This window comes from Actinosynnema sp. NPDC059797, from assembly GCF_042732085.1.
In the GTDB taxonomy this organism is placed as follows: Bacteria; Actinomycetota; Actinomycetes; order Mycobacteriales; family Pseudonocardiaceae; genus Actinosynnema.
In genome coordinates this window covers 1-26,970 of sequence record NZ_JBHWIE010000083.1, presented here as the reverse complement: position 1 = coordinate 26,970, position 26,970 = coordinate 1, and the positions used below count along the sequence as shown (strand labels likewise).

The 26,970-nt window shown below is 76.5% G+C and carries 12 protein-coding genes; all 12 read left to right on the top strand.

Annotated elements, in window-relative coordinates; translation table 11 throughout:
• Positions 1-13 precede the first annotated feature (13 nt).
• A complete protein-coding gene (locus ACFV4N_RS20400; RefSeq protein ID WP_499674126.1) occupies positions 14-18,535 on the top strand; it encodes an SDR family NAD(P)-dependent oxidoreductase in 18,522 nt (6,173 codons plus the stop codon).
• Positions 18,532-19,455: an LnmK family bifunctional acyltransferase/decarboxylase gene (locus ACFV4N_RS20395; protein WP_499674125.1), complete on the top strand. Its 924-nt coding sequence runs from the start codon at positions 18,532-18,534 to the stop codon at positions 19,453-19,455. Before ACFV4N_RS20400 ends, ACFV4N_RS20395 begins: the two co-directional genes overlap by 4 nt.
• On the top strand, positions 19,452-19,700 hold the full coding sequence (locus ACFV4N_RS20390; RefSeq protein WP_306744724.1) for an acyl carrier protein: 249 nt from the start codon (positions 19,452-19,454) through the stop codon (positions 19,698-19,700). Before ACFV4N_RS20395 ends, ACFV4N_RS20390 begins: the two co-directional genes overlap by 4 nt.
• Positions 19,697-20,932, top strand: coding sequence for a hydroxymethylglutaryl-CoA synthase family protein (locus ACFV4N_RS20385; RefSeq protein ID WP_499674124.1), 1,236 nt, complete (start codon positions 19,697-19,699; stop codon positions 20,930-20,932). The genes ACFV4N_RS20390 and ACFV4N_RS20385 overlap by 4 nt, the downstream gene beginning before the upstream one ends.
• Positions 20,933-20,948: 16 nt before the next feature.
• A complete protein-coding gene (locus ACFV4N_RS20380) occupies positions 20,949-21,188 on the top strand; it encodes a phosphopantetheine-binding protein (RefSeq protein ID WP_306744722.1) in 240 nt (79 codons plus the stop codon).
• Positions 21,185-22,456 (top strand): beta-ketoacyl synthase N-terminal-like domain-containing protein, encoded by a 1,272-nt coding sequence (locus tag ACFV4N_RS20375; RefSeq protein WP_499674123.1) that lies wholly within the window; start codon positions 21,185-21,187, stop codon positions 22,454-22,456. The genes ACFV4N_RS20380 and ACFV4N_RS20375 overlap by 4 nt, the downstream gene beginning before the upstream one ends.
• Positions 22,453-23,241: a thioesterase II family protein gene (locus ACFV4N_RS20370; protein ID WP_499674122.1), complete on the top strand. Its 789-nt coding sequence runs from the start codon at positions 22,453-22,455 to the stop codon at positions 23,239-23,241. Before ACFV4N_RS20375 ends, ACFV4N_RS20370 begins: the two co-directional genes overlap by 4 nt.
• A 46-nt stretch (positions 23,242-23,287) precedes the next feature.
• On the top strand, positions 23,288-23,698 hold the full coding sequence (locus tag ACFV4N_RS20365; protein ID WP_316035367.1) for a nuclear transport factor 2 family protein: 411 nt from the start codon (positions 23,288-23,290) through the stop codon (positions 23,696-23,698).
• A gap of 26 nt (positions 23,699-23,724) precedes the next feature.
• Positions 23,725-24,126, top strand: coding sequence for a DUF3224 domain-containing protein (locus ACFV4N_RS20360; RefSeq protein WP_316035366.1), 402 nt, complete (start codon positions 23,725-23,727; stop codon positions 24,124-24,126).
• A gap of 61 nt (positions 24,127-24,187) precedes the next feature.
• Positions 24,188-25,399 (top strand): cytochrome P450, encoded by a 1,212-nt coding sequence (locus ACFV4N_RS20355; protein WP_306744717.1) that lies wholly within the window; start codon positions 24,188-24,190, stop codon positions 25,397-25,399.
• Between the two features lie 34 nt (positions 25,400-25,433).
• Positions 25,434-26,654, top strand: a complete 1,221-nt coding sequence (locus ACFV4N_RS20350) for a cytochrome P450 (RefSeq protein ID WP_499674121.1) — start codon at positions 25,434-25,436, stop codon at positions 26,652-26,654.
• Positions 26,654-26,890: a ferredoxin gene (locus tag ACFV4N_RS20345; RefSeq protein ID WP_499674120.1), complete on the top strand. Its 237-nt coding sequence runs from the start codon at positions 26,654-26,656 to the stop codon at positions 26,888-26,890. Before ACFV4N_RS20350 ends, ACFV4N_RS20345 begins: the two co-directional genes overlap by 1 nt.
• Positions 26,891-26,970 lie beyond the last annotated feature (80 nt).

The window sequence follows — 26,970 nt, the reverse complement described above, 5'->3', positions numbered from 1 at the left end:
CCTCGGCGCGGACCTGACCGACGCGGCGTCCACCGCGTCCGCCGTGGCCGCCGCCCGCGCCCGCTTCGGGCGGATCGACGGGGTGCTGCACCTCGCCGGCGTGACCCGCGACGGGCTGTTCGCCCGCAAGGGGCCGGGGGACCTGCGCGCCGTGGTCGAGCCGAAGCTGCTCGGGGCCGTCCACCTGGACCAGGCGATCGGCGACGCGCCCCTCGACTTCTTCGCGGTGGCGTCGTCGCTCACGGCCGCGATCGGCAACGCCGGGCAGAGCGACTACGCCTACGCCAACGGCGCGCTGGAGGACTTCGCCCGCCGCCGGGCCGAGCGGTCCGACCGGGCCGGGGCGAGCGTGGCGATCGGGTGGCCCATGTGGGCCGAGGGCGGGATGCGCCTGCCCGAGGCCGCCCTGCGCCGCGTGTGGGACGTGCAGGGCACCGCGCCGATGCCCACCGCGGACGGCCTCGCCGTGCTCGACCGGCTGCTGAGCGGTCCCGACGGCGTGGCGGTCGTCGTCCACGGCGACCCGGCGCGGATCGACGACCTGGTCCCGCCGCCCGCCGAGCCGGCCCGCGTCGAGCCGGCCCGCGTCGAGCCGGCCCGCGTCGGCGAGGCCCGGGTGGAGCGGGCGCCGGAGGTCGTGGACGACGGCGCGATCGCGGTGATCGGGCTGGCCGGCCGCTACCCGCAGGCCCCCGACCTGGACGCGTTCTGGCGCAACCTGCTCGACGGCGTGGACAGCGTGGTCGAGGTGCCCGCCGAGCGCTGGGACCACGACGCCCACTTCGACCCGCGCCCCGGCCTCGACGGGCGCACCTACAGCCGCTGGGGCGGTTTCCTGGACGGCGTCGACCGGTTCGACCACGCCTTCTTCGGCATCTCGCGGCGCGACGCCGAGCGGATGGACCCGCAGGAACGCCTCTTCCTCACGACCTGCTGGCAGGCCATGGAGGACGCGGGCCAGGTGCTGAACGGCCGCGACGTCGGCGTGTTCGCCGGGGTGACGTGGAGCCACTACCAGCTGTACCAGGACGCCGGCGTCGCACCCGTCGCCATGCACGCCTCGGTCGCGAACCGCGTCTCCCACGTGCTGGACCTGACCGGCCCCAGCCTGTCCGTGGACACCGCGTGCTCGTCGTCGCTGACCGCCCTCCACCTGGCGGTGCAGGCGATCCGGCGCGGCGAGTGCGAACTGGCCTTCGCGGGCGGCGTCAACACCACCGTCCACCCGCAGAAGTACCTCCAGCTGTCGCAGGGGCAGTTCCTGTCCCCGGACGGGCGCTGCCGCAGCTTCGGCGCGGGCGCGGCGGGCTACGTGCCAGGTGAGGGCGTGGGCGTGGTCCTGCTCAAACCCCTGTCCCGGGCGCTGGCCGACGGCGACCACGTGCACGGCGTCATCCGCGGCACGGCGCTCAACCACACCGGTCGCACCGGCGGGTTCACCGTGCCCAGCCCCACCGCGCAGACCGCCCTGATCCGCCGCGCCCTGACCGGCGCGGGGGTGGACCCGGCGACCGTCGGCTACGTCGAGGCGCACGGCACCGGCACGTCCCTGGGCGACCCGATCGAGCTGGACGGGTTGCGCGCCGCGTTCGGGACCGACCTCCCGGCGGCCTCGGTGGCGATCGGCTCGGTCAAGTCCAACATCGGCCACCTGGAGGCGGCGGCCGGGATCGCCGGGCTCACCAAGGTGCTGCTCCAGATGAAGCACCGCACCCTCGTGCCCTCCCTGCACGCCGACGAGCCGAACCCGCACCTGAGGCTGGCCGGCTCGCCGTTCGCGGTGCAGCGGGACGCACGCCCCTGGCTGCCGGTCGGCGGCGACGTCCTGCGCGCCGGCATCAGCGCGTTCGGCGCGGGCGGCGCGAACAGCCACCTCGTCGTGGAGGAACCGCCCCGGTCGGCGGCCCTGCCGGACACCCCGGCCACCCGGCTGTTCGTGCTGTCCGCGCGGGACGAGGAGGCGCTGCGCCGCCGCGCGGAAGACCTCCTGCACGCGCTGGACGGCCGGCCCCGGCCGGCCGCGGACCACGTGCTCCCCACGCTGCTGGACCGGATCGCGGCGCTGCTCGACGTGCCCGTCGACCGGATCGACCCGGCGGAGCCGTTGACCGACCTGGGCTTCGACCTGCCGATGCTGCTCGAACTGGCCCGCCGCTGCGACGACGTGCTCGGCGCGCCGCTGCCGGTCACCGCCGGACCGGGCGCGTCCCCCGCCCACCTCGCCGCCCTCGTCGCGGCGCGGTCGGGACCGGCGGGCGGCGGCACCCGGCCGGCGCTGCGCGACATCGCCCACACCCTCGCGACGGGGCGCACCCCGTTGCGCGCCAGGCTCGCCGTGGTGGCCGCAGACGCCGACGAACTGCGCGCCGGCCTGCGGCGCCACCTCGACGGGGCCGCCCCGTCCGCCGGGTGCGCGTGGGGCACGGCCGACCCCGAGACCGCGCCCGACGCGCGGACCTGCCTCGACCTGCACCGGGCCGGCGACCTCACCGCGCTGGCCGCCGCCTGGGTGGCCGGGGCCGACGTCCCGTGGGACCGCTGCGCCGAACCGGGCGCCCGCCGCGTCCCGCTGCCCACCTACCCGTTCCGCGAGCAGGCCCACTGGGTGGGCCGGTGGCGCTCCGCACCGCCGTCCGCCGCACCGAACCACGAGGAGAACACGGTGCCGACCTCCGCGTCCCCCGTCGAACTGCGCGTCCCCGCCGAGGGCATCGCCCTCGTCACCATGCGCGGCGGGCACAACATGTTCACCCCCGAGCTGCTGGCCGCGCTGGAGGCGACCTTCGCCGCGGTCGCGGCGCGCACCGACCTGAAGGTGGTCGTCCTCACCGGCTCGGACGGCGTGTTCTGCATGGGTGGCACCCCCGAGGGGCTGGCCGACCTCGCGGACGGCAACGGCCGCTTCACCGACGCGCCGTTCGTCTACGAGGGGCTGCCGCGCTGCCCCCTGCCGGTGATCGCCGCGATGGACGGCCACGCCGCCGGCGGCGGACTGGCGTTCGGCCTGCACGCGGACGTGGTGCTGCTCGCCCGGGAAGCCGGGTACGCGGCCAACTTCCTCAAGTTCGGGTTCACCCCCGGGGTCGGGGCTACCCAGGCGCTCCAGCGCCGGTTCGGCGCGTCCACGGCGGCGGAGATGTTCTTCGGCGCGCGGACGCTGTCCGGGGCCGAGCTGGAGCGGCGGGGCGCGCACGTGGTGGTCCACGACGCGGCCGACGTGCTGCCCGCCGCGCTGGAGCTCGCGCGGTCGATCGCCGCCCAGCCGCGTGCCGCCGTCGTCGCGCTCAAGGAGGAGCTGGCGGGCCGGGTGCTGGCCGAGCTGTCCGGCGTGGTGCGCCGCGAGGTGGAGCTGCACGAGCGGGTGCTCGGGGCGGAGTCGCTGGAACGGGTGCGCGCCCACCAGGGCAAGGCGGACGCCTTCCGCCGGAACGGCACCCCCGCCCCCGCCGCGTCCGCGCCGACTCCCGCGCAGGCCGCGCCCGCGCCGGTGTACGCCGCACCGATCCCCACCGCGCCCGTGGTCACCGCGCCGGTCACCGCGCCGGTCGAGCGGGTGGCGGCCCCCGCCCCCGTGCCCGCCGGTCCGCCCGCGCCGACCCGCGCCGAGGTGGTCGGGGTGATCGAGGAGGCGCTGTGCGCGCAGCTCTTCGTGGACCGCCACGAACTCGACCCCACCCGCACGTTCAACGAGCTGGGCGTGGACTCCATCGGCGCGGTCACCCTGGTCCGGGCCGTCAACGAGCGGTTCGGGCTGGACCTGGACTCCGTGACCGTCTACGACCACCCGGACGTCGCGCGGCTGACCGACCACGTCCTGGAGGTCGCCGCCCGCTCCCGCGCACTGCTCGACGCCGCCCTGGCGCCCGGCCGGCAGCCGGCCGAGCCCGCCCAGCAGGACCGGTCCCGGGGGCCCGCGCCCGTGAGCGGCGACCGGGTCGCGTCCCACCCTCCGCAGGTCGTGCTGAGCGCACCCTCGCGACCCGCCGCCGCGCCGCTCACCCTGGCCGCGCCGCGCGGTCGTCGGGTGCGCGCCGAGCGGAGCCCCCTGGGCGGGGAGGGCGACGAGTCCGAACCCGCTCGTGCGGGCGCGGGGCCGCACCCCGACGACGCGATCGCGGTGATCGGGGTGTCCGGCCGCTTCCCGGACGCCGCCGACGTGCCGACGTTCTGGCACAACCTGGTCTCCGGGCGCGACAGCGTCCGCGAGGTGCCGCGCGAGCGGTGGGACGTGGACGCGGTCTACCACCCCGACCGCCTGCGCGCGGGCACCACGAACAGCCGCTGGGCCGCGATGTTGTCCGACGTGGACCTGTTCGACGCGGCGTTCTTCCAGCTCTCGCCCGCCGAGGCCGAGCTGGTCGACCCGCAGCAGCGGCTGTTCCTGATGACCGCCTGGTCGGCCCTGGAGGACGCCGGGCAGGTCGGCGGCGGCCGGTGCGGCGTGTTCGTCGGCGCGGGCGCGGGCGACTACCTGCGGCTGGTCGAGGAGGCGGGCCGGGACGACACCGGCCAGAGCTTCCTGGGCAGCGCCGCGTCCATCCTGCCCGCCCGCATCGCCTACCACCTGAACCTGACCGGTCCGACGATCGCGGTGGACACGGCCTGCTCGTCGTCGCTGGTCGCGGTGCACCTGGCGTGCGACAGCCTGCGCGCCGGCGAGTGCGACACGGCCGTCGCGGGCGGTGTGGCCGTGATGAACACGCCCCGCATGCACGTGTGGACCGGCAAGACCGGGATGCTGTCGCCCACCGGCCGCAGCGCGCCGTTCGACGCCTCCGCCGACGGCATCGTGCTCGGCGAGGCGTGCGCCGCCGTGGTGCTCAAGCGCCTGGACCGCGCGCTCGCCGACGGTGACCGCGTCCACGCGGTCATCCGCGCCGGGGGCGTCAACGGCGACGGCCGCACCAACGGCATCACCGCCCCGAGCGCGACGTCGCAGGCGTCCCTGCTGCGCGCGGTCCACGCCCGCGCGGGCATCTCCGCCGAGGACGTCGACTACGTCGAGGCCCACGGCACCGGCACCGCCCTGGGCGACCCCATCGAGGTCAAGGCCCTCACCGAGGTGCTGGGCGGGCGGCGCTCGCCGGCCGTCCTCGGCTCGGTCAAGGCCAACGTCGGCCACACCACCCTGGCCGCCGGCATCACCAGCCTGGTGAAGGTCGTGCTGGCGCTGCGCAACGGCGAACTGCCGCCGTCACCGCACTTCACCGAGCCCAACCCGGACGCCGACCTGACCGGGGGACCGCTGCGCGTCCTGCCCGACCGGGCGCACTGGTACCCGGGACCGAGCGGCGTCCGCACGGGCGTGGTCAGCAGCTTCGGCTTCAGCGGCACCAACTGCCACCTCGTGCTCCAGGAAGCCCCGCCCGCCCCGGCCGACCCCCGGCCGAGGCCCGAGCGCGCCGTGGTGGCCCTGTCCGCCCGGACGGCGGAGGCGCTGCGTGCCCGGATCGCCGACCTGCGGGCCGCGCTCGCCCCGGACGGCATGATCCACTCGGGCGTGCTCGGCGGCGGTGACCTGACCGACGTCGCGCACACCCTCGCCGTGCGCCGGGCGCACTTCCGGCACCGCGTCGCGTTCGTCGCCCGGGACCTGGCAGACCTGCGCGCCCAGCTCGACCGGCTCCTGTCCGGCGCGGAACCGGTGCGCGGCGACACCGACCTCGACCGGGTCGCCCGCGACTGGCAGCGCGGCGAAGGCGACCTGGCCGCGGTGTTCGCGGACCTGCCGGGCCGGCCCGTGTCCCTGCCGGGCTACCCCTTCGCCCGCGACCGGCACTGGATCGCAACCCCCGCGGTCCCGGTCCCCGCCGCGCCGGCCGCCGCGCCGGTCGAGGTGCCGCCCGCCGCGCCGGGACCCGCCGGACCGGTGAGCCTGGCCCTGGCACCCGACGCCCCGCTCGTCGCCGACCACGTGCTGTCCGGCACCCCCGTGCTGCCCGGCACGGCCACCGTCGCCCTGGCCGTGACCGCCGCGCGCCGCGCCGGGCTCACCGGACCGCTGCGGCTGCGCGACGTGACCTGGCTGCGGCCCCTGGCCGTCGACCGGCCCACCACCGCGACCCTGACCGTCGACGGGACGGGGTTCGACCTGGCGCCGGACGGCGGCGAGCCGTGCGCGACGGGCCGGCTCGCCACCGGCGGCGAGCCGGAGCGCGTGGACCTCGTCGCCGCCCGCGCCCGGTGCGCCCGCTCCGTGCCGCCCGCCGACCTGTACTCGGCCTTCGACCGCGCCGGCCTGCGCTACGGCCCCGGGTTCCGGGTGGTCACCGACCTGAGGGCCGGTGCCGACGAGGTGCTGGCCACCCTCGCGCCCCGCGAACCGGACGGGCACCGACCCGACCCGCGCGTGCTGGACGGCGCGTTGCAGACCGTCGCCGCGCTGGTGGGGGAGCGCCCGACGCCGCTGGTGCCGCACAGCGCGGACGAGGTGGTCGTGCACGCCGACGACGGCACCCCGACGCACGCCCACGCGGTCCGCGCGAGCGGCGAGGACCGGTTCGACGTGCGCCTGTGCGACGCGGACGGGCGGGTGCTCGTCTCGTTCGCCGGCCTCGCGCTGCGCCCGCACCGGGGAGCGGCCCCCGCGGTCCCGGTCTACGTGCCGCGGTGGACCCCCGCGCCGGCGCCGGTGCGCGTCGTCGGCCCGCGCCGGGTCGTCGCCGTCCACGCCGCCCGGGGCTGCGAGGCGCTCGCCGCCGCCCTGGCCGCCGAGCACGCGGGCGACGACGTCCGCCTGCCCGCGCTCGACACCGCCGAGCCCGCCGCCGACCTGGTGTACGTGGTGGCCGCCGGCACGACCGGCCAAGACGTCGCGCCGGCGGTGTTCCGGCTGCTGCGCGCGCTGGCGCGCACCAGGCCGACCCTGGAGGTGCGGGTCGTCCTCGCCGGCGCGGTGGCCGTGCGCGACGGCGACCCGGTGCGGCCCGGGATCGCCGCACTCATCGGCCTGGCGCGTGCCGCCGGGGCCGAGCACCCGGGCTGGCGGATCGGCTGCGTCGACCTGCCCGCCCACCCGACCGTCGCCGACCCGGCGCGGGCGGCGGCCCTGGTCGTCGCCGAGGACCTGGCCGAGCCGCTGGTGGCCTGGCGCGACGGGCAGCGGCTCGTGCGCCGGTTCGCGCCCCTCGCGCAGCCCGCCCCCGCCCGACCGGTGTTCGCCGACGGCGGCACCTACCTGATCACGGGCGGCGCGGGCGGCCTGGGCCTGGCGCTGAGCGGGCACCTGGCCCGCGAGCACCGGGCCAACCTGGTGTGGGTGGGCCGCCGCCCCTCCGACGCCGCCATCGGCGAACGCGCCGCGCGGGTGTCCGCCGCCGGCGGCCAGGTGCTCTACCTGAGCGCCGACGTGACCGACCCGGAGTCGGCGCGCTGGGCGGTCCGCGCGGCGAAGGAGCGCTTCGGCGGCCTGGACGGCGTCGTGCACGCCGCGGGCGTGTGGCGCGACGGTCCGCTCGCGACGATGGCGGACGAGGCGTTCGCCGAGGTGCTGGCGCCCAAGCTGGCCGGCGCGACCGCGCTGCTGGACGCCGTCGCCGACGAGGACCTGGACGTGCGGGTGGTGTTCTCCTCCGCCGCGTCGTTCGTCCGCCCCCCGGGGCAGGCCAACTACGCGGCGGGCAGCACCGCGCTGGACGCCGTCGCGGCGGCGGCCGGCGCGACCGTCGTCAACTGGGGCTACTGGGGCGGGGTCGGCGCGGTGGCGGACGAGGCGCACGCGCGCCGGTTCGCGGCGCTGGGCGTCGGCTCGATCTCCCCGGACGAGGGGTTCGCCGTCCTGCGGGCGCTGCTGGCCTCCGGCGTGCGGCAGGCGCTGGTGCTCAAGGCCGACGTCGGCCGGTTCGCGGAGTACGGGCTCGCCCTGCCCTCCGCCGACCGGGCGGTGCGGGACTACGTGCGCTCGGTGTTCGCGGACGTGCTGAAGCTGCCCGAGTCGGCGTTCGGCGACCGCGAGACGTTCGAGAACTACGGCGTGGACTCGCTCAACGGCGCCGAGATCCTGCGCCGGTTCTCCGCGGACCTGGGCGAGCTGCCCGCGACCCTGCTGTTCGAGCACGTGACGATCGAGGGCCTGGCCGCCCGGCTGGCCGACGCGTTCGCCGCGAAGCAGGCCGAGGCCCCGGTCCCCGCCGAAGCCCCCGACCCGGTCGCCGGGCCCGCTCCCGCGACCGGGCCCGATCCGGTGGTCGGGCACGGCCCGGTGGCCGTGGTGGGGTCCCGGGAGGGCGACATCGCCGTCATCGGCGTCAGCGGCCGGTACCCGCGGTCACCGGACCTCGACGCGCTCTGGACCAACCTGCTCGCCGGGGCCAACTGCGTGACCGAGGTGCCCGCCGACCGGTGGGACTGGCGCGCCCACTTCGACCCCCGGCCCGGCGTCCCGAACCGCAGCCGCGGCCGGTGGGCCGGGTTCCTCGACGACATCGACGCCTTCGACGCCCCGCTGTTCGGGGTGCTGCCCCGGGAGGCGGCGGCCCTCGACCCGCAGGAGCGGCTGTTCCTGGAGACCTGCTGGAACCTGCTGGAGAGCACCGGCCACCTCGGCCGGCACGGCGCGGTCCGCGAGACCGGCGTGTTCGTCGGCGTGATGTACGGGTCCTACGGCAAGCTCGCGGCGGCCGACGGGTGGCCCAGGGGCGAGTTCCCGGCGGCGCACTCGGCGTACTGGTCCATCGCCAACCGGGTGTCCTACACCTTCGACCTGACCGGCCCGAGCCTGGCCGTGGACTCGGCGTGCTCGTCCTCGCTCACGGCCGTGCACCTGGCGTGCGAGAGCCTGCGCCGGGGCGAGTGCCGGCAGGCCGTCGCGGGCGGGGTCAACCTGGTGCTGCACCCCGCGCACCTGGTGGCCCTGTCCGGCATGACCATGCTCGCCGGCGGTGACGGCTGCCGCGCGTTCGACGCCGACGCCGACGGGTACGTGCCCGGTGAGGGCGTCGGCGCGGTGCTGCTCAAGCCGCTTGCGGACGCGCTGGCCGACGGCGACGACGTGTGGGCGGTCATCCGGGGCGGTTTCGCCAACGCGGGAGGGAAGACCAGCGGCTACACCGTCCCCAACCCGACCGCCCAGGCGGCGCTGATCGCCGAGGCGCTGCGCCGCGCCGACGTGGACCCGGCCACCGTGGACTACGTCGAGGCGCACGGCACCGGCACGCAGCTCGGCGACCCGATCGAGGTCGCCGCGCTCAACCGGGCGCTCGGCCGCGCCGAGGGGCACGAGTGCGCCCTCGGTTCGGTGAAGGCCAACCTGGGGCACCTGGAGGGCGCCGCGGGCATCGCGGGCCTGACCAAGGTGCTGCTCCAGCTGCGGCACCGCACCCTCGTGCCCGCCGCGAACCTCGCGCGGCTCAACCCGAAGATCGACTTCCGGGACTCGCCGCTGCGCGTGCAGCGGGAGGCCGCGCCGTGGCCCGAACCGGTCGGCCGCCCCCGCCGCGCCGGGGTCAGCTCGTTCGGCGCGGGCGGCGCCAACGTCCACATCGTCCTGGAGGAGCACGTGGCCGAGCACGTCGACCCCGGGCCCGGTGCCGGGGACGGGGTCGGGGGCGAGCACCTCGTGGTGCTGTCCGCGCGCGACCACGACCGGCTCCGCGTCCTGTCCCGCCGGGTCGCCGACCACCTCGCCGGCGGCGACGTCGCCCTGGCGCGGGTCGCCCGGACCACCCAGCTGGGCAGGCGGGAGATGTCCGCGCGGGTCGCCGTGCGGGCGACGGACCTGCCCGACCTGGTCGACGCGCTGCGGGCGTTCGCCGACGGCGCGGGGCACCCGGCGGTCGCGTCGGGCACCGCCGCCCGCACGGACGCCGTCGTGCCGCCGGACGCGTCACCCGCCACCACCGCCACCGCCTGGGTCACCGGCGCGGAGGTGGACTGGCGCGCCCGCTGGCGCGACCCGCTGCCCCGCGTGGTGGCCCTGCCCACCTACCCGTTCGACCACCGCAACCGCTACTGGGCACCGGGACCGGTCACCGCCGAGCCCGGAACCGCCCGATCCGGCGTCGCCGATCCCGCAGTCGCCGAGCCCGGAACCGCCGCGCCCGGGGCCGCCCCGGTCCGGCCCGCTGCCGACCGGCCCCCGCTGGGCGTGCCCGAGCACCTGGCCGACCACCGGGTCGGCGGTGCGCGCTGGCTGCCCGCCGCGGCCGTCGTCGAGTCGGCCCGCCACCGGCACCCCACTGCCGTCCTGCGCGACCTGCGGTGGAACGCGCCGGTGCTCGTGGACGACCTGACGGGACCGGTGCCGGTCGACCTCACCCCGACCGACGGCGGGACCCGCTTCGCGGTGCGCGTGGCCGGCACCGTCCTCGCCTCGGGCGTGCTGTCCGACGACCCGGCCCCGGTCCACCCGCCGGTGTCGGTCGCGGACCGCTGCACCACCACCGCGGACGTCACCGCCTTCTACGCCGGCATGGCCGCCGCCGGCCTGGTCCACGGCCCGGGGCTGCGGGTGGTGGACGAGCTGCGCACCGGCGACGGCGTGGCCTGGGCGCGGCTCAGCCCCAGGGTGGCGCCCCGGTCCGACGTGGACGCGTCCCTGCTCGACGGCGCGCTCCAGGCGGTGGCCGCGGCGTGCGGCGGGTCGTCGGTCCGCGTCCCGGTGGCGCTGGCCGAACTGGCCGTCCACGGCGCGCTCGCCGGGCCGTGCGAGGTCCACGTGACCCGCGTGGGCGAGCCCGGTCCGCGCGAGCGGTACGACGCGGACCTGACCACCGCCGGCGGCGGGCCGCTGGTGTCGTTGCGCGGGCTGGAGATCAGGGCGGTCGGCACCACCGACGAGTGCTCGTACACCACACCGGTCTGGCGGCCGGCCGCGACCGCCCCCGGCGGCGACGCGCCCGCGACCGCCGTCCTGCTGGCCTCGGACGCCGGGACCGGCGAGGCCGTGGCGGACCGACTGGAGCGCGACGGCGTCCGCTGCGTCGTGGTCGTGCCGGGGGTCCTGCACGGCTGGGTCGACCACCGCACCCACGAGGTCGTCGCCGGCGAACAGGCCCAGTACGGGCTGGTGGTGCGCGAGCTGGCGGTCCGGGGGATGCTGCCCGACGCCGTGGTGCGGTGCTGGGACCCCGGTGCGGCGCCGGCGTCCGCCGCCGAGGTGGCGCACGAGGTCGGCCACGGCTTCGCCCCGTTCCTCTGGCTCACCGCCGCCGTCCTCGCCGAGGGCGGTCCCCGACCGGTGCGGGCGCTCTACACCTACTCGGCGTCCACCGCGCACGCCCGCCCCCACGACGAGGCCGCGGCCGGCGCGCTGCGCACCGCCGCGCTGGAGCACTCCGGCCTCCGGGCCGCCGTGGTGGGCTTCGAGGGCGCGCGGGCGGCGTCCCCGGCCGCCGACCTGGCCGACACGACCGCCGCGGAACTGCTCTCGTGCGAGCCCGGCGTGGCCGAGGTGCGGCACGCCGGCGGGCAGCGCCTGGTCAGGTCGACGACCGCGTGGGAGCCCGGTGCCCCGACCACCCCGACGACCGGCGGCACCTACCTGGTGACGGGCGGCGCGGGCGCGGTCGGCCTGCACGTCGCCCGCCACCTCGCCCGGCGCGGCGGGACCGTCGTCCTGGTCGGACGCTCCGCGCTCGACGACCGGCGGCGGGCGCTCGTGGCGGCCATCCCCGGCGCGACCCACGAGGCGGTCGACGTCGCCGACCCGGCCGCCCTGCGCGCGCTGGTGGAGCGGGTCGGCCCGCTGCGCGGCGTCGTGCACGCCGCCGGTGTGCGGCGGGACTCCCGGCTGGTCGTGAAGACCGCCGCCGACCTGGCCGCCGTGCTGCGGCCCAAGGTGGCGGGGACGCTCGCCCTGGACGAGGCGACCGCGGACCAGCCGCTGGACTTCTTCGCGCTGTTCTCCTCGGTGGTCGCCGGGACCGGCAACCCGGGCCAGGCCGACTACGCCTACGCCAACGCGTTCCTGGACGCCTTCGCCGAGCAGCGCGACCAGCGCCGCGCGGCGGGGCTCCGCGCGGGCCGCACCGTGTCGATCGGCTGGTCCCTGTGGGCCGACGGCGGGATGACCGTCGACGCGGCCACCGAGGAACTGCTGCGGCGGCGCTGGGGGCTCCGCCCGCTGCCCACCGACGCCGCCCTGGCCGCGTTCGACCGCGCGGTGGCCGGCGGGGTCACCAGGGTGACCGTGTCGACCGGTACCACCGGTACCACCGGGCACGACCGCGCGTCCCGGGAGGCCCCGGCCGGCGGCGACCCGGTCGCGTCGGTCGCGTCGGTCGTGACCGCCGACCTCCGGGCGCTGGCCGCGGACTTCCTGCTGGTCGAACCGGACGACGTCGAGCTGGACGCGGAGCTGCTGGAGCAGGGCTTCGACTCGATCACGCTCACCGAGCTGGTCAACCGGCTCAACGAGCGCTACGGCCTCGACCTGCTGCCGACCGTGCTGTTCGAGCACCCCACCCTGGGCGCGCTGGCCGCGCACCTCGACCGCGAGCACCGGGCCGAGATCGCCGCCGCCACGTCCACCGGACCCGTGCGCGAGCCGTCGGCCGAACCCGGCCCGCCGGCCGGGAACGAGCCAGACCCGGAACCGGGCCCGGACGCGGGACCGGGACCGGGACCGGGACCGACCGCGCACCCGGACGGGATCGCCGTCGTCGGCATGGCCGGCGTGTTCCCGGGGTCCCCCGACCTGGAGTCGTTCTGGCGCAACCTGCTCGCGGGCCGCCACCTGGTGGGACCGGTGCCCGACGACCGCGCCGACCTGCTGGCCGACGAGCGCACCGCGGACGTCCGCGGCGGGTTCCTCGACCACGTGGACCGGTTCGACGCCCGGCTGTTCGGCATCGCCCCGCGCGAGGCGGCGCTGATGGACCCGCAGCAGCGGCTGTTCCTCCAGACCGCGTGGCGCGCGGTCGAGAACGCCGGGTACCGCCCGTCCTCGCTGGCGGGCACGGCCACCGGCCTGTTCGCGGCGGTGTCCACGTCCGACTACGACGACCTGCTCCGGGGGCACGACGTCCCGGTGCGCGCGCACACCGCCACCGGCATCGCCCACTCCGTGCTGGCCAACCGCGTGTCCTACCTGCTCAACCTGCGCGGACCCAGCGAAGCCGTCGACACCGCGTGCTCGGGTTCCCTGGTCGCCGTGCACCGGGCCGTCGCCGCGCTGAGGGCGGGCGAGTGCGACCTGGCCCTCGCGGGCGGGGTGAACGCCCTGCTCAGCCCCGGGCTGTTCAGCGCGTTCACCCAGTCCGGGATGCTCAGCCCCAGCGGGGCGTGCCAGGCGTTCGCCGCCGGCGCGGACGGCTACGTGCGGGGCGAGGGCTGCGGCGTGCTGCTGCTCAAACCGCTGCGCGCGGCCCTCGCGGACGGCGACCACGTGTACGGGGTCGTCACCGGCTCGGCGGTCAACCACGGCGGCCGGGCGGCGTCGCTCACCGCGCCCAACCCGGAGGCTCAGGCCCAGGTCGTGGTGCGCGCCCACCGCGCCGCCGGCGTCGACCCGCGCACCGTCGGCTACGTGGAGGCGCACGGCACCGGCACCGCGCTGGGCGACCCGGTGGAGGTCGAAGGGCTGAAGAGGGCCTTCGACACCCTCTACGCCGACCACGGCCTGCCGCCCGCGCACGCGCCCCACGTCGTCGTGGGGTCGGTGAAGTCCAACATCGGCCACCTGGAGGCGGCGGCCGGCGCGGCGGGCCTGGTGAAGGCGCTGCTCGCGGTGTCGCGCGGCGTGGTGCCCGCGACCCTGCACGTCGCCGAGGTCAACCCGCTCGTCCGGCTGGAGGGCACGCCGCTGCGGCTCGCCACCGAGCCGGTGGACTGGTCGGACGTGCCGGTCCGCCGGGCCGGGGTCAGCTCGTTCGGCTTCGGCGGCGCCAACGCCCACGTGGTCGTCGAGTCCGCGCCGACCGCGCCCGACCTGCCGGTCCCGACCGGCCCGGCCGTGTTCCCGCTGTCCGCCACGACGGAGGAGGCGCTGCGCCGCACCGCGCGGGCGCTGGCCGACCACGTCGAGCGCACCGGGGTCGCCCCGGCCACCGTCGCGCACGTCCTCCAGACCGGCCGGGACGCCCTGCCCGAACGCGCCGCGTTCGTCGCGGCGGACCGAGAGGAGTTGATCGCGCTCCTGCGCGACCTGGACGACGACCGCGTGCACCGGGGCCGGGCGCGGCGAGGCCAGGAGCCCGCCGAGCCGGGATCACCGCCCGACGAGCTGGGCCGCGCGTGGGTGCGGGGTGCGGAGGTGGACTGGGCGGCCTGCCGTCCCGGCCCGGCCCCGCGCCGCGTCCCGCTGCCCGGCACGGAGTTCGCCGACGACCGGCACTGGTTCGACACCGAGATCGAGGCACCCGCCGTGCCACCCGCAGCCGTGCCACCCGCTGCCGTGCCACCGACGGCCGCGCCACCGACCACAGAGGAGGCCACCGTGCGCCCAGCCGCGAAGTCCGCGCCGCCGCGCCCCAAGATCAAGCTGTCGCGGCCGGGCGCGGCGTCCGGACCGGTCGCGACCGCCCCGCCCGCGCAGCCCGCACCGCTTGCGGCACCCGCGTCGTCCGCCCCGCCCGCGCAGCCCGTCACCGCGCCCGCTCCGCCGGTCGGACAGCCCGCGGCGCCCGTCCCGGACCCGGCCGCCCGTGTCGCCCGGCTGGTCACCGACGAGCTGTCGAACATCCTCGGCACCCCCGCCGCCGAGATCGAGCCCGACCGGCCGTTCGGCGAGCTGGGCCTGGACTCCATCTACCGCATGGACCTGGTGCGGCTGATCAACTCGACCTTCGCCCTCGACCTCAAGGCCGTCGAGCTGTACGACCACGACACCGTCGACGCGCTCACGGCGTTCGTGGCGCCCCTGGTCACCACCGGCCCCACCCCGGCAGCGGCACCCGCACCGGTCTCGCCCACCCGCTCCACCGTCGACGCGCTGGTCGAGTTCATCGCCGACACCGTGGGGCACCGGGTCACGCCGGACGCCGGTTTCGAGGACAGCGGCTTCACGTCGTTCGACCTGCTGCGGGTCGTCGCCGCCCTGGAACGCGGCCTCGGCGCGCTGCGCAAGACGCTGCTGCTGGACCACCCGACCCCGGCCCGCCTCGCGGCCCACCTCGACGAGGTGTTCGGCGAAGGGGTCGCCGAGCTGATCGCGGGCACCGAGCGGGCCGAGCCGAGCGCGGTGAGCGACGCCGTCGCCGGCGGTGAGCTGGTGGTCGGCAAGCGCGAGCTGGACGACCGGCCCGAGCTGGCCGACCTGGTCCGGCGGCTCGACCTCGCCCACGCGAAGGAGGGCGGCCTGCCGGGTCGCGACATCGCGCCGCTGATCTTCCTCGGCTCCCGGCGCGAGGGCTACTTCCACTTCTCCCGGCGCGGTGGCGTGCTGTTCGCGTGGAGCTACGTCGGCAGCGCCGAGTACCTGCCGGAGCTGGCGGGGGAGTGGCTGGCCCACGCCGCGGCCCAGGGCGCCAAGCCCGCCTTCCTGGCCATGTCGCCGATGGCCGAGGCCGGTGGCCGCCCGCTGTCGGCGACCCCGTTCGGCGCGGTGCAGCGCATCGAGGACCTGTCGGAGTTCGACGTCAACGGCCCGAAGGCGCGCAAGCTGCGCAACCAGGTCAACCGGTTCGAGCGGGCCGGCAAGGCCGAGGTGGTCGAGTACGCGGTGGGCTCGGACCCCGCCACCGACGCGGCCGTCGCCGAGCTGATCGGCGACTGGGCCGCCCAGAAGGACATGGTCAACCCGTACGTGCGCACGGTGCGCGACGAGATCGGCCGGGGCGTCCTCGGCCCGCGCCACCGCGCGTTCCTCACCCGGCTCGACGGCGTGCTCCAGAGCGCGGTCATCGTCACGCGCATCCCGTCGGAGCGGGCGCACCTGCTCGACCTGGAGTTCTACCGGGAGAGCACCCCGCGCGGCTGCCTGGAGCACACGATCGTGGAGATCATCCGCAGGCTGGCCGCCGAGGGTGACACCTCGTTCAGCTTCGGCGGGACCTTCGGCGTCCGCATCACCGGCTCGCCCAACGCCGACCCGGACGTCGAGCGCGGCCTGGCCGAGCTGCGCTCCCTGGGCGTGTTCACCGGTGAGGGCAACTTCCGCTTCAAGAACAAGTTCCAGACCACGAACCACCCGGTCTACCTCTGCCAGCCGGCGGACCAGCCGCCCGCCGACGTCGCGTCGATCATCCTGATGATCGCCAACCCGCCGGCCATCACCGCGCAGGACCGAGAGGCCCCGGAACCGGCACCCACCCCGGCGCCCACCCGTGCCCCGGCGCCCACCCGTGCCCCGGCACCTACCCGTGCCCCGGCACCTACCCGTGCCCCGGCACCTACCCGTGCCCCGGCGCCCACCCGTGCCCCGGCACCTACCCGTGCCCCGGCACCCACCCCGGCGCCCACCCGTGCCCCGGCCCCGGCCGGCGCACCGCGCCCCACCTCGTCCGACGGCGACGTCGCGCGCCGGGACAAGGCCCTGTCCAGGGCGGGCCACAACCCGCTGCGCATCCCCGCCGGCGACGTGGAGTTCGACTTCACCACGGACTCCTGGACCGAGCTGGACACCCCGCACGTGCGGGCGCACTCCGCCCGCCTCGCCACCGCCGCCCAAGCCGTGACCGCCGCCGTCGACCTCGCCTCCGGGGCGTTCGGCGTCACCACGCCGCTGCCGCACCGCTGCGTCGTCCCCACCGGCTCGGGCCGGTCGGCCGAGTCCCTGCTCTGCCGCGCCTGGCCCGGACGCCGGGGCGACGTCGTGCAGAACGCGCTGTTCCCCACCTGGGCGGTCAGCCAGCTCGACCACGGCTTCACCCCGGTGCGGGTCCGCAACGACCCGGTGGCGGCCGAGCCGTTCCTGGGCGACCTGGACCTCGTCGAACTGGATCGCGTCCTCGCCGCGAGGCGCGGCCGCGTGTCGTTCGTGTGCGTGGAGCTGAGCACCAACGCCCGCGGCGGGCACCCGGTGTCGCTGGCCAACCTGCGCGGGGTGCGGGAGGTCTCCGACCGGCACGGCGTGCCGCTGGTCCTCGACGCCACGCGCGGCCTGGAGAACGCGGCGTTCGTCCGCGAGCACGAGCTGCGCGACCCGGACCGCCCGCTGGTGGACGTCCTGGCCGAACTGCTCGCCGGCGCGCGCGCCGTGACGATCGGGATGTCCAAGGACTACGGCGTCACCTCGGGCGGGCTCGTGCTCACCGACGACGACGAACTCGCCGCGACCCTGCGCGAGCAGGTCGCGCTGCGCGGCGTCGAGGCCGGCCTGGCCACCCGGCGGCTGATGACGGCCGCGCTGGCGGACACCGCCGGCGCGGAGCGGGCCGTGCTGGAGCGGATGTCGGCCGTGCGCGTCCTGTGGCAGGCGTTGGTTGACGCCGGCCTGCCGGTGGTGGGACCGGCGGGCGGGCACGCCGTGCTGCTCGACGCGGCCCGGCTCCCCGGCGCCGCCGGGCTGGAGCACCCGGTGGCGTCCGCCCTGGCGTGGGTCTTCCGGGCCACCGGCGTCCGCGCCGCCCCGCACCTCGACGGCGACTCGCTGATCCGGTTGGCCGTCCCCGTCGGCACGACCACCGCGCAGGCAGCCGAGGCGGGGGCGCGGCTGGCCGCGCTGGCGCGCTCCGGCACGACGCCCCCGGCGCTGGTGCGCGCGGCGGACGCGGGCGTCACCGGCGCGGCGGACGCCGCCTACTACCCGGCCGACCGGCTGCCCGACGACGTGCGGGAGGCGATGGACGAGGGGCACCGCCCCCTGGACGAGAACTTCGCCGTGCTCACCGGCTACCGGCCGGACGTGCGCCGCGTGCTGGTCCGGGTCGGCTCGGGCGAGGTCGAGGCGTTCACCGCCGGCTCTGGCGAGACGCTGCTGCTGATGCACCCGTTCAACATCGGGGCGGGCTTCTTCGGCCCCCAGTTCGCCGCGCTGGCCGACCGGTACCGCGTGCTGGCCGTGCACCACTCCGGTGTGGGCGCGACGACCGAGGCCACCGACATCTCGGTCGACGGCCTGGCGGACCTGTTCGCGCGCACGCTCGACGCCCTGGGCGTCGTCGGACCGGTGCACGTGGCGGGCGCGTCGTTCGGCGGCATCGTGGCGATGGCGTTCGCGCTGCGCCACCGGGCGCGCACGGCGTCGCTCACCCTGATCGGCAGCTCCTACCGGGTGGGCAACCGCGCCGGGGAGATGAACCGGCTCAGCCTGGTCGCCGACGAGGACTTCCGGCGCCTGGAGCGCAACGGCGTGACCGTCGACCGGGCCGGGTTGCAGCGGATGCTGCTGCGCTGCGAGAGCATGAGCACCCACACCGGCCTGCGCTACCTGGACGAGTTCGCCACCGACCCCGGCCTGCTGCCGCACCTGCCGGAGCTGGACGTGCCGGTGCTCCAGGTGCACGGCGCGCTGGACACGGTCATCCCGCTCAAGACCGGGCACCTGCTGCACGGCACCCTGCCCGACGTCCGCTTCCACGAGTTCCCCGACGCGGGGCACTTCCCGAGCCTGACGGCGGCCGACCGGTTCAACGCCCTGCTGGACGGGTTCCTCGCCGAGCGGTCGGCCACCGAGCGGTCCGCCACCGGGGCGACCACCGCCGGGGGTGCGCGATGAGCACCGGGACGACCACCACCACGCAGGAGTTCGTGCTCAGCCCGGCCATGTGCGGCGCCAACTCGCTGTTCGTCGGCCGGCTCGGCGACTGGACGTGGAACGCGGTCGGCGACGCGTGCGGCGTCGACGCGCTCACCGCGCGCAACGCCGACGGCGAGCCGACGTACCTGGCGTTCCAGCTGTTCGACGTGCGGGGCGCGGACCCGGCCGGCTTCACCTTCGGCGACCGGATCGACGTGCGCACCGCCGTGTTCGCCTGCGGGGCCGAGTCGGTCGCGACGCTGCACCGCGTCGCCCCGGCCGGCAGCGCGGGCGCGGCGGACCCGACCTTGGAGCCCGCCGAGTTCTTCGAGGACCGCCGCCCCGACTGCCTGTACGCGCTGAACTTCAACCGCTGGGTCTCCCGCTCCGCGCCCGGCAGCAACCGCGGCCTGGTCCGCGCCTCGCCGCCGGGGTTCACCACCGCGCACCTGCCGGAGCTGCCCCGCGAGCACTCGCCGCGGCTGGCCTGCGCCCAGGCCCGGCAGCACCTGACCCTGCGGGACGCGCCGACCTCCGGTGAGCCCGGGTTCACCGGGTTCACCACCGACTACCGCATCGACCCGACCCGCGACCTCAACGGCGTGGGCCTGGTGTACTTCGCCGCCTACTTCTCGATCGTCGACGGTGCGCTGCTGGCGGCGTGGCGCTCCGCCGGCCGCCCGGGCGCCGCGTTCCTCGCGCGGCGGACCCGCACCCGGCGGCTGTGCTACCTGAGCAACGTCGACGCCGACACCGTCCTCTCCGCCGAGGTGTCGTCGTCGCTGACCGGTTCCCCCGGCGGGCTGACGGACGAGGTGGTGGACGTGGTCCTGCGTGACAGGGAGAACGGCGCGGTGGTGGCCGTGGCCTGCCAGGAGCTGACGTGGGGTGCGGCGTGAGCGGCCGGCCGGAGGTGGAGCGCGTGGTGCGCGAGGTGATCTCGGTGATCCTGCCGGCGGCCGACCCGGCCCGGGTGGCCGCCGCCACCACCCTCAAGGAGCTGGGCGCGGACTCGGTGGACCGGGTGGAGATCGTGGTCGAGGCCATGGACCGGCTCGGCGTCGTCGCCCCCATGTCGGACTTCAGCGGCCTGCCCGACCTCGACGCCCTGGTCGACCGGCTGCTGGCGCGGAGGCCGGTGTGAGCGCCTACGGGATCGAGGCGGTCAACGCCTACCTCGGGGTCGCGTCCATCCCGGTGCCCGAGCTGTTCCGGGGCCGGGGGCTCGACCCCGCGCGGCTGGCGAACCTGATGATGTCCGAGCGCTCCATCGGCCTGCCGGTGGAGGACCCGGTCACCAACGCCGTCAACGCCGCCAAGCCGGTCGTGGACGCGCTCGACCCCGCCGAGCGCGACCGGATCGAGCTGCTGGTCACCTCGACCGAGTCCGGTGTGGACCTCAGCAAGTCGGTGGCCTCGTACGTGCACCGGCACCTCGGGCTCTCGCCGAGGTGCCGGGTGGTGGAGGTCAAGCAGGCGTGCTACGCCGCGACGGCCGCCGTGCAGCTCGCCGTGGGCTACCTCGCCTCCGGCGTGTCGCCCGGGGCGAAGGCGCTGGTGATCGCCACGGACGTGGCCCTGGTCGACGCCCGCGCCGAGTACGCCGAACCCGCCACCGGCCACGGCGCGGCGGCCGTGCTGCTCGGCGACGACCCGGCCGTGCTGGCGATGGACCTCGGCGCGTTCGGCAACCACAGCTACGAGACGCTGGACTCCGCCCGCCCGACGCCGGAGTTCGACATCGCCGACGTCGACCGGTCCCTGTTCGCCTACCTCGACTGCCTGGCCAACAGCTTCGCCGACTACGCCGACAAGGTGGAGGACGCCGACTTCGTCGACACCTTCGACCACCTCGTCATGCACACGCCGTTCGTCGGGCTGGTCAAGGCCGCGCACCGCAAGATGATGCGCGACCTGCGCCGCGCCGCGCCGGCGGAGGTCGAGGCCGACTTCGAGCGCAGGCTGCGGCCCGCGACGGCGTACGCGAGCCGCGTGGGCAACCTGTGCTCCGGCTCGGTCTACCTCGGCCTGGCCAGCGCCATCGACAACGCCGCGCTCGGCGGCGGCGTCCGGCTGGGCCTGTACTCCTACGGCTCCGGCTGCTCGGCCGAGTTCTTCAGCGGCGTCACCGACCCGCGCGCGGCGGCCACCGTGCGCGCGGGCCGCATCGCCGAACGCCTGGACGCGCGGGTCGAGCTGACCTTCGCCGAGTACGACCTGCTGCTCAAGGAGACGCTGCGCTGCCTGGTGCCGGTGCGCGACCGCGAGGTCGACCTGGCCCGGTGGGACGAGTACCTGGACCGCGTCCCCGGCCGCGAGCCGATGCTCGTGCTCAGCCACGTCGAGGACTACCACCGCCAGTACGAGTGGCGCTGACCCCCGGAGGGACACCATGACCCACGACGAGATCTTCGCGGTGGTGCGGGACAACCTGCTCACCGTGGTGCCGGACATCCCGCGCGAGCGCGTCACCATCGACGCGGCGATGTCCGACCTGGGCGCGAACAGCATCGACCGGGCCGAGGTCGTCACCATGACCATGGAGCGCCTGAACGTGGTCGTGCCGGTGATGGACTTCCAGCACGTGTCCGACATCCGCTCGCTGGTCGACCTGCTGGCGGAGCGGGTATGACCCCTCCCGGCACCCCCGTCCCGGTGATCACCGGCACGGGGGTGCGCTGCGCGGTCGCCGACGACGTGCCGACCTTCGCCGACCGGATGCGCGCGGGCGCGCGCGGAGCGGTGCGGGTCGTGGACGACCTCGACGGCCCCCGCGCGGGCGCGCCCCTGCCGCCGTTCGACCTGGCCGCCGCGCTGGTCGCGGCGCACGCCGACGACGGCGTGCGGGACCGGGCGCGGCGGGCCGCCCACCGCGCTCCGCCGGGTGTCCGGGCCGCGGTGGCCACGGTCGCGCAGGCGTGGCGGGAAGCGGCCCTGGACCGCGCCCCGCTGCCCGCCGACCGGGTCGCCGTCGTGGTCGCCGGGCACAACCTGACCGGTGGCTACGCCGACGACGTGGCGCGCAAGCTGGCCGCCGACCCGGCGTTCGTCCCCGGTCGGGCCGCCCTGCACCTGATGGACACCGACCTGCTCGGCGTGCTCACCGAGGTGTTCGCGCTGCGCGGCGAGGGGCTGACCGCCGGCGGGGCGTCCGCCAGCGGGAACGTCGCCCTGATCACCGCGTCCCGGCTGCTCGCCTGCGACGCGGCCGACGCGGTGCTCGTCGTGGGGCCGGTGGCGGACCCGTCCCGGCTGGAGCGACAGGCCCTGGTCAACCTCGGCGCGGTGGCCGCCCTGGACGAGGGGGCGGACCCGGCGGCGCTGTGCCGGCCGTTCGACCGCGGGCACCGCGGGTTCGTGCCCGGCCAGGCGTGCGCGGCCGTGGTCCTGGAGCGGCCCGGGTCCGCCGCGCGCAGGGGCGCGCCCGCACTGGCCGCCCTGGCCGGGCACGCGGCGCGCATGGCGGGCACGAGCCTCGCCCACCCGAGCGCGGACGGCCAGGTGGAGGTGGTGACCGCCGCGCTCAAGGCGGCGGGCCTCGACCCGGCGGACGTCGACTACGTCAACGCCCACGCCACCGGCACCCCGCTGGGCGACCGCACCGAGGCCGGGACCCTGCTGCGCGTGTTCGGCGACGGGCCGCGCGTCAACGCCACCAAGGCGCTGACGGGGCACTGCCTGCACGCCGCCGGGGTGCTGGAGGCGGTGGCCGTGGTCGCGCAGCTGCGCGGCGGCTTCCTGCACCCCAACCCCAACCTGCGCGACCCCGTCGAACCGGGCCTGCGCTACACCGGCGACCGGGCCGAGGAGGTGCGGGCGCGGGTCGCGCTGTCGAACGGGTTCGGGTTCGGCGGCGTCACCACGTCCCTGGTGATCACCGACCCGGAGGTGACCCGGTGACCGCGCCGTGGGTGCCCCGGGACGCCGGGGGAGCGGACGCCCGGGTCCTGCTGCTGTGCTTCGCCCACGCGGGCGGCGGCACGACCGGGTTCCGGCCGTGGCGGGAGCCGCTGGGCCCGGAGGTCGCGGTGTGGCCGGTGCTGCTGCCGGGCCGCGAGTCCCGGCTGCGCGAACCCGCGCACCGCCGGATGGCCACGCTGGTGCCCGAACTGGTGGACGCCCTCGCCCCGGCGCTGGACCGGCCGTACGCCCTGTTCGGGCACAGCACCGGCGCGGTCGTGGCCTACGAGGCGGCCCGCGCGCTGGTGGCGCGGGGCGTCGTCCCGCCGGTCCGGCTGTTCGCGTCCGGCCGCCGCGCGCCGCACCTGCCCGCCCGCCACGGGCCGCGCCACGAACTGCCCGAGGCCGCGTTCCTGGCCGCCCTCGCCGGCCTCGGCGGCACCGCTCCCGAACTGCTCGCGGAACCCGGCCTGGCGCGGCTGTTCGTGCCGGCCCTGCGCGCCGACTTCGAGCTGAACGAGACCTACGTCCCGCTGCCCGGACCGGCGCTGACCTGCCCGGTGTCGGCCATGACCGGCGACGCCGACCCGGAGGCGCACGTGGACGAGCTGGCCGCGTGGCGCGACGTCACGCGCGGCGCGTTCAGCCTCCGCACGTTCGCCGGGGACCACTTCTACCTGCGGGGCGCGCCGCCCGCGCTGATGCGGGCCGTGCGGGAGGACCTGCTGGGCCGAAGCGCTCAACAGTGCGCAGACGGGGCCCGGAACCGCGTGCCAACCTCCTGAGCGCCCCCGCAGTCGGGGGGTGCCCACCGCGCGAGGAGGACCCACCGTGGCCGACCTGGACCTGTCCCGAGTCCACCCGCTGTTCGCCCGGCAGATCGAGTGCCTGCAGAACGCGGACATCGCCGGTCTCGTCGAGACCTACCACCCCGAGGCGGTCGTGGTCCGCTTCCAGGGCGTGCTCAACGGCATCGACGAGATCCGCGAGACCTTCGGCCGGTACATGGACATCGCCGCGAGGTACGAGGAACTGCTGGAGTACACCCACACCGAGGACACCATCTTCGTGCGCGCCCACATGAGCGTGCGCGGCGAGCGCGAACTCGGCTTCGGCGCCTACGTGCTGCGCGACGGGTTGATCTGGCGGCAGGTCGCCGGGATCGAGGGCGGCATGCGGAACTGGTTCGCCGAGTCCGCCCAGGCGGCCGAATCCACCGAGACGGCGGGCTCCGCTCCCTGACCGGCACTTCGAGTAGGAGGAACATCATGGGCTTCACCGCGACCGGTGACCTGTTGCTGCGCAGTTGGGACGAGACCACGTTCTCCGAGGAGGACGGGATCAAGCTGACCCGCTCCACGATCCGCTACGTCTTCGAGGGCGACGTCGAGGGCAGTGGGCTCAAGGAGTACGTCATGGCCTACCGCAGCGACGAGTCCACGACGTTCGTCGGCCTGGAGCACGTGGTCGGTCGCATCGGCGACCGCAAGGGCACGTTCGTGCTCCACCACACCGGCGAGCTGGACGGCGAGCAGGCGACCGTCGAGTTCACGGTCGTGCCGGGCTCCGGCACCGGGGAGCTGGCCGGCCTGACCGGCAAGGGCGGCTTCGTGGCGAAGCACTCCGACAGCGGCAACGCCGCCTACCGGTTCGACTACGACTTCGAGTGACCGGGCGCGGCGGGCGTGGTCGCGCGCCACGCCCGCCCGTCCCCGTGGAGGAGAGGCACCCATGGACCCGGCTCCCGCACCCGGCGCGCCGGTGGTGGCCGAGCGCTACCCCATCCCGCGCAGCCGCCCGACGCACCCGGCGGAGGAGTACGCCGAGCTGCGCGCCCACGCCCCGATCAGCCGCTCGCGCCTGGACTTCGACGGCAGCGATGTCTGGTTGGTCACGCGGCACGCCGACGCGTGCGCGGTGCTGGCCGACCCCCGCTTCAGCTCCGACTTCTCCCGCCCCGGCTTCCCCGCCCGGATGACCGTGCGCCCGCCGGGACCCGGCACGTTCATCCGCATGGACGCCCCCGACCACACCCGGCTGCGGCGCGCGGTGCTGGAGGAGTTCCGGCCCCGGCGGGTCGAGGAGATGCGCCCGGCCATCACGACGATCGTCGACGACCTGGTGTCGGCCATGCTGGCCGGCCCGTCGCCCGCCGACCTGGTGCAGGCCCTCGCGCTGCCCCTGCCGACGCTGGTGATCTGCGAGCTGCTCGGCGTGCCCTACGACGACCGGGGCTTCTTCCAGGACCGCACCGCGGTCATCGGCGACCAGGAGGCGTCGCCCGCCGCCCGGCAGGTCGTGCGCGACGAGCTGCGCGAGTACCTGGACCGGCTGGTCACCGACAAGCACGCCGCCGGGACCGACGACCTGCTGGGCAGGATGTCGCGTGACCGGGACCGCAGCGGCCTGACCCACGACGAGGTCGTCGGCGTCGCCACCCTGCTGATGATCGCCGGGTTCGAGACCATCGCGAACCAGATCGGCGTCGGCACGCTGCTGCTGCTGACCCACCCCGACCAGTTCGCCCGGCTGCGCGCGGAACCCGGGCTCGTCGTCCCCGCGGTGGAGGAGCTGGCGCGCCACCAGACGGTCATCGACTACGGCCTGCGCCGCGTGGCCACCGAGGACGTCGTCGTCGGCGGCACGACCATCCGCGCCGGCGAGGGCGTCGTGGTGGTCCTGTCCTCGGCCAACCGCGACGCCGAGGTCTACCCCGACCCGGACCGGTTCGACATCACCCGCGACGTGCGCGGCCACCTGGCGTTCGGGTTCGGGCTGCACCAGTGCCTCGGCCAGCTGCTGGCCCGGCTCCAGCTCGGCCTGCTCTGGACGACGCTGGCGGAGCGCGCCCCGGGCCTGCGGCTCGCCGTCGACCTCGACGAGGTCCCCTTCCGAACCGACATGTTCGTCCACGGGGTGCACAGCCTCCCCGTCACCTGGTAGCACCCCGTACCCGGCAGCACCGAGGAGCACCGCCATGACCCAGGCCGAGGCGACCACCACCGCCGCCCCCACCGACCCGCCCTTCCCGTTCCCGATCACCTCCGCGCTCGACCCGTCCCCGGAGTACCGGCGGATGCGCGAGGAGCAGCCGGTGATGCGGGTGCGCCTGCCCAGCGGTGACGCGGCCTGGTTGGTGACCAGGTTCGCCGACGTGCGCGCGGTGTTCGCCGACCCGAGGTTCAGCCGCGCCGCCGCGACCCTGCCCGGCGCACCGCGCCTGATGCCCGGCGTCGAGGGCGACCCCGAGTCCATCGTCAGCAAGGAGGGCGCGGACCACGCCCGGCTGCGCCGGCTGGTCGCGCCCGCGTTCACCGCCCGCCGCATGGAGGCCATGCGCGGCCGCGTGCAGGCCACCGTGGACGACCTGCTGTCGCAGGTGGAGGCGGCCGGCCCGCCCGCGGACCTGGTGGGCCTCTACACCTCCCAGCTGCCGATCATCACCATCTGCGACCTGCTCGGGGTGCCGCGCGAGGACCGCGAGCGGTTCCGGCACTGGTCGGACGCCATGTTCCACAGCACCGCCGACAAGCTCGACGAGGCCGTCGCGGCCCGCAACGCGCTCATCGGCTACCTCGCGGCGATGGTGCAGGCCCGCCGCGCGAACCCCAGCGACGACCTGCTCGGCGTGCTCATCGCCCACCAGGACAACGACGCGCTGACCGAGCGCGAGCTGGTCTCCTTCGCGGGCGGCCTGATCGTGGCGGGCTACGAGACGACGTCGAACCGGCTCGCCAACGCCGTGCTGATCCTCCTCGGCCGGCCCGACCAGCTCGCGCTGCTGCGCGAGGACCCCAGCCGGGTCCCCGCCGCCGTGGAGGAGCTGCTGCGGTTCATCCCCGGCGGCGCGGCGGGCGGCCTGATGCGGGTCGCGACCGAGGACGTGGAGGTCGGCGGCACGCTCATCCGGGCGGGCGACGGCGTCATCGCCGTCACCAACTCCGCCAACCGCGACGACGAGGTGTGGGCCGATCCGGACCGCTTCGACATCACCCGGGCGCCCGGCCCGCACACCAGCTTCGGCCACGGCGCGCACCACTGCGTCGGCGCGCAGCTCGCCCGCATCGAGATGCAGGTCGGCCTGGGGTCGCTGTTCGCCCGGTTCCCGACGCTGCGCCTCGCGGTCGACGAGTCTGAGCTGCCGTGGCGCAAGAACGCCGTCATCCACAGCCTCCAGGGCCTGCCGGTGGAGTGGTGATGACGACCACCAGGTGGAAGGTGTCCCTCGACCAGGGCTCGTGCATCAGCTCGGGCATCTGCCAGGCGCTCGCGCCGGGGCGGTTCGAGGTGCGCGCGGGCATCCCGGCCCGGGTCGTGAGCGAGGAGGTCGACCGGGAGGACGCGCTGCTCGACGCGGCCGAGTCCTGCCCGGTCGAGGCGATCGGCCTGGTGGACGCCCGCTCCGGTGACGTGGTCTACCCGCCGGCCGACTAGACCGGGAACGCGGCGGGCACGCGGCGCCCGGGTCGGCGGGCAGGCCGCCCCGGGCACGCGGCGCCCGGGTCGGCGGGCAG

Bases quoted from the DNA above. Each gene is read 5' to 3' on its own strand.
- ACFV4N_RS20395 (WP_499674125.1), top strand. From the start codon at position 18,532: ATGAGCACCGGGACGACCACCACCACGCAGGAGTTCGTGCTCAGCCCG.
- ACFV4N_RS20380 (WP_306744722.1), top strand. From the start codon at position 20,949: ATGACCCACGACGAGATCTTCGCGGTGGTGCGGGACAACCTGCTCACC.
- ACFV4N_RS20375 (WP_499674123.1), top strand. From the start codon at position 21,185: ATGACCCCTCCCGGCACCCCCGTCCCGGTGATCACCGGCACGGGGGTG.
- ACFV4N_RS20360 (WP_316035366.1), top strand. From the start codon at position 23,725: ATGGGCTTCACCGCGACCGGTGACCTGTTGCTGCGCAGTTGGGACGAG.
- ACFV4N_RS20355 (WP_306744717.1), top strand. From the start codon at position 24,188: ATGGACCCGGCTCCCGCACCCGGCGCGCCGGTGGTGGCCGAGCGCTAC.
- ACFV4N_RS20350 (WP_499674121.1), top strand. From the start codon at position 25,434: ATGACCCAGGCCGAGGCGACCACCACCGCCGCCCCCACCGACCCGCCC.
- ACFV4N_RS20345 (WP_499674120.1), top strand. From the start codon at position 26,654: ATGACGACCACCAGGTGGAAGGTGTCCCTCGACCAGGGCTCGTGCATC.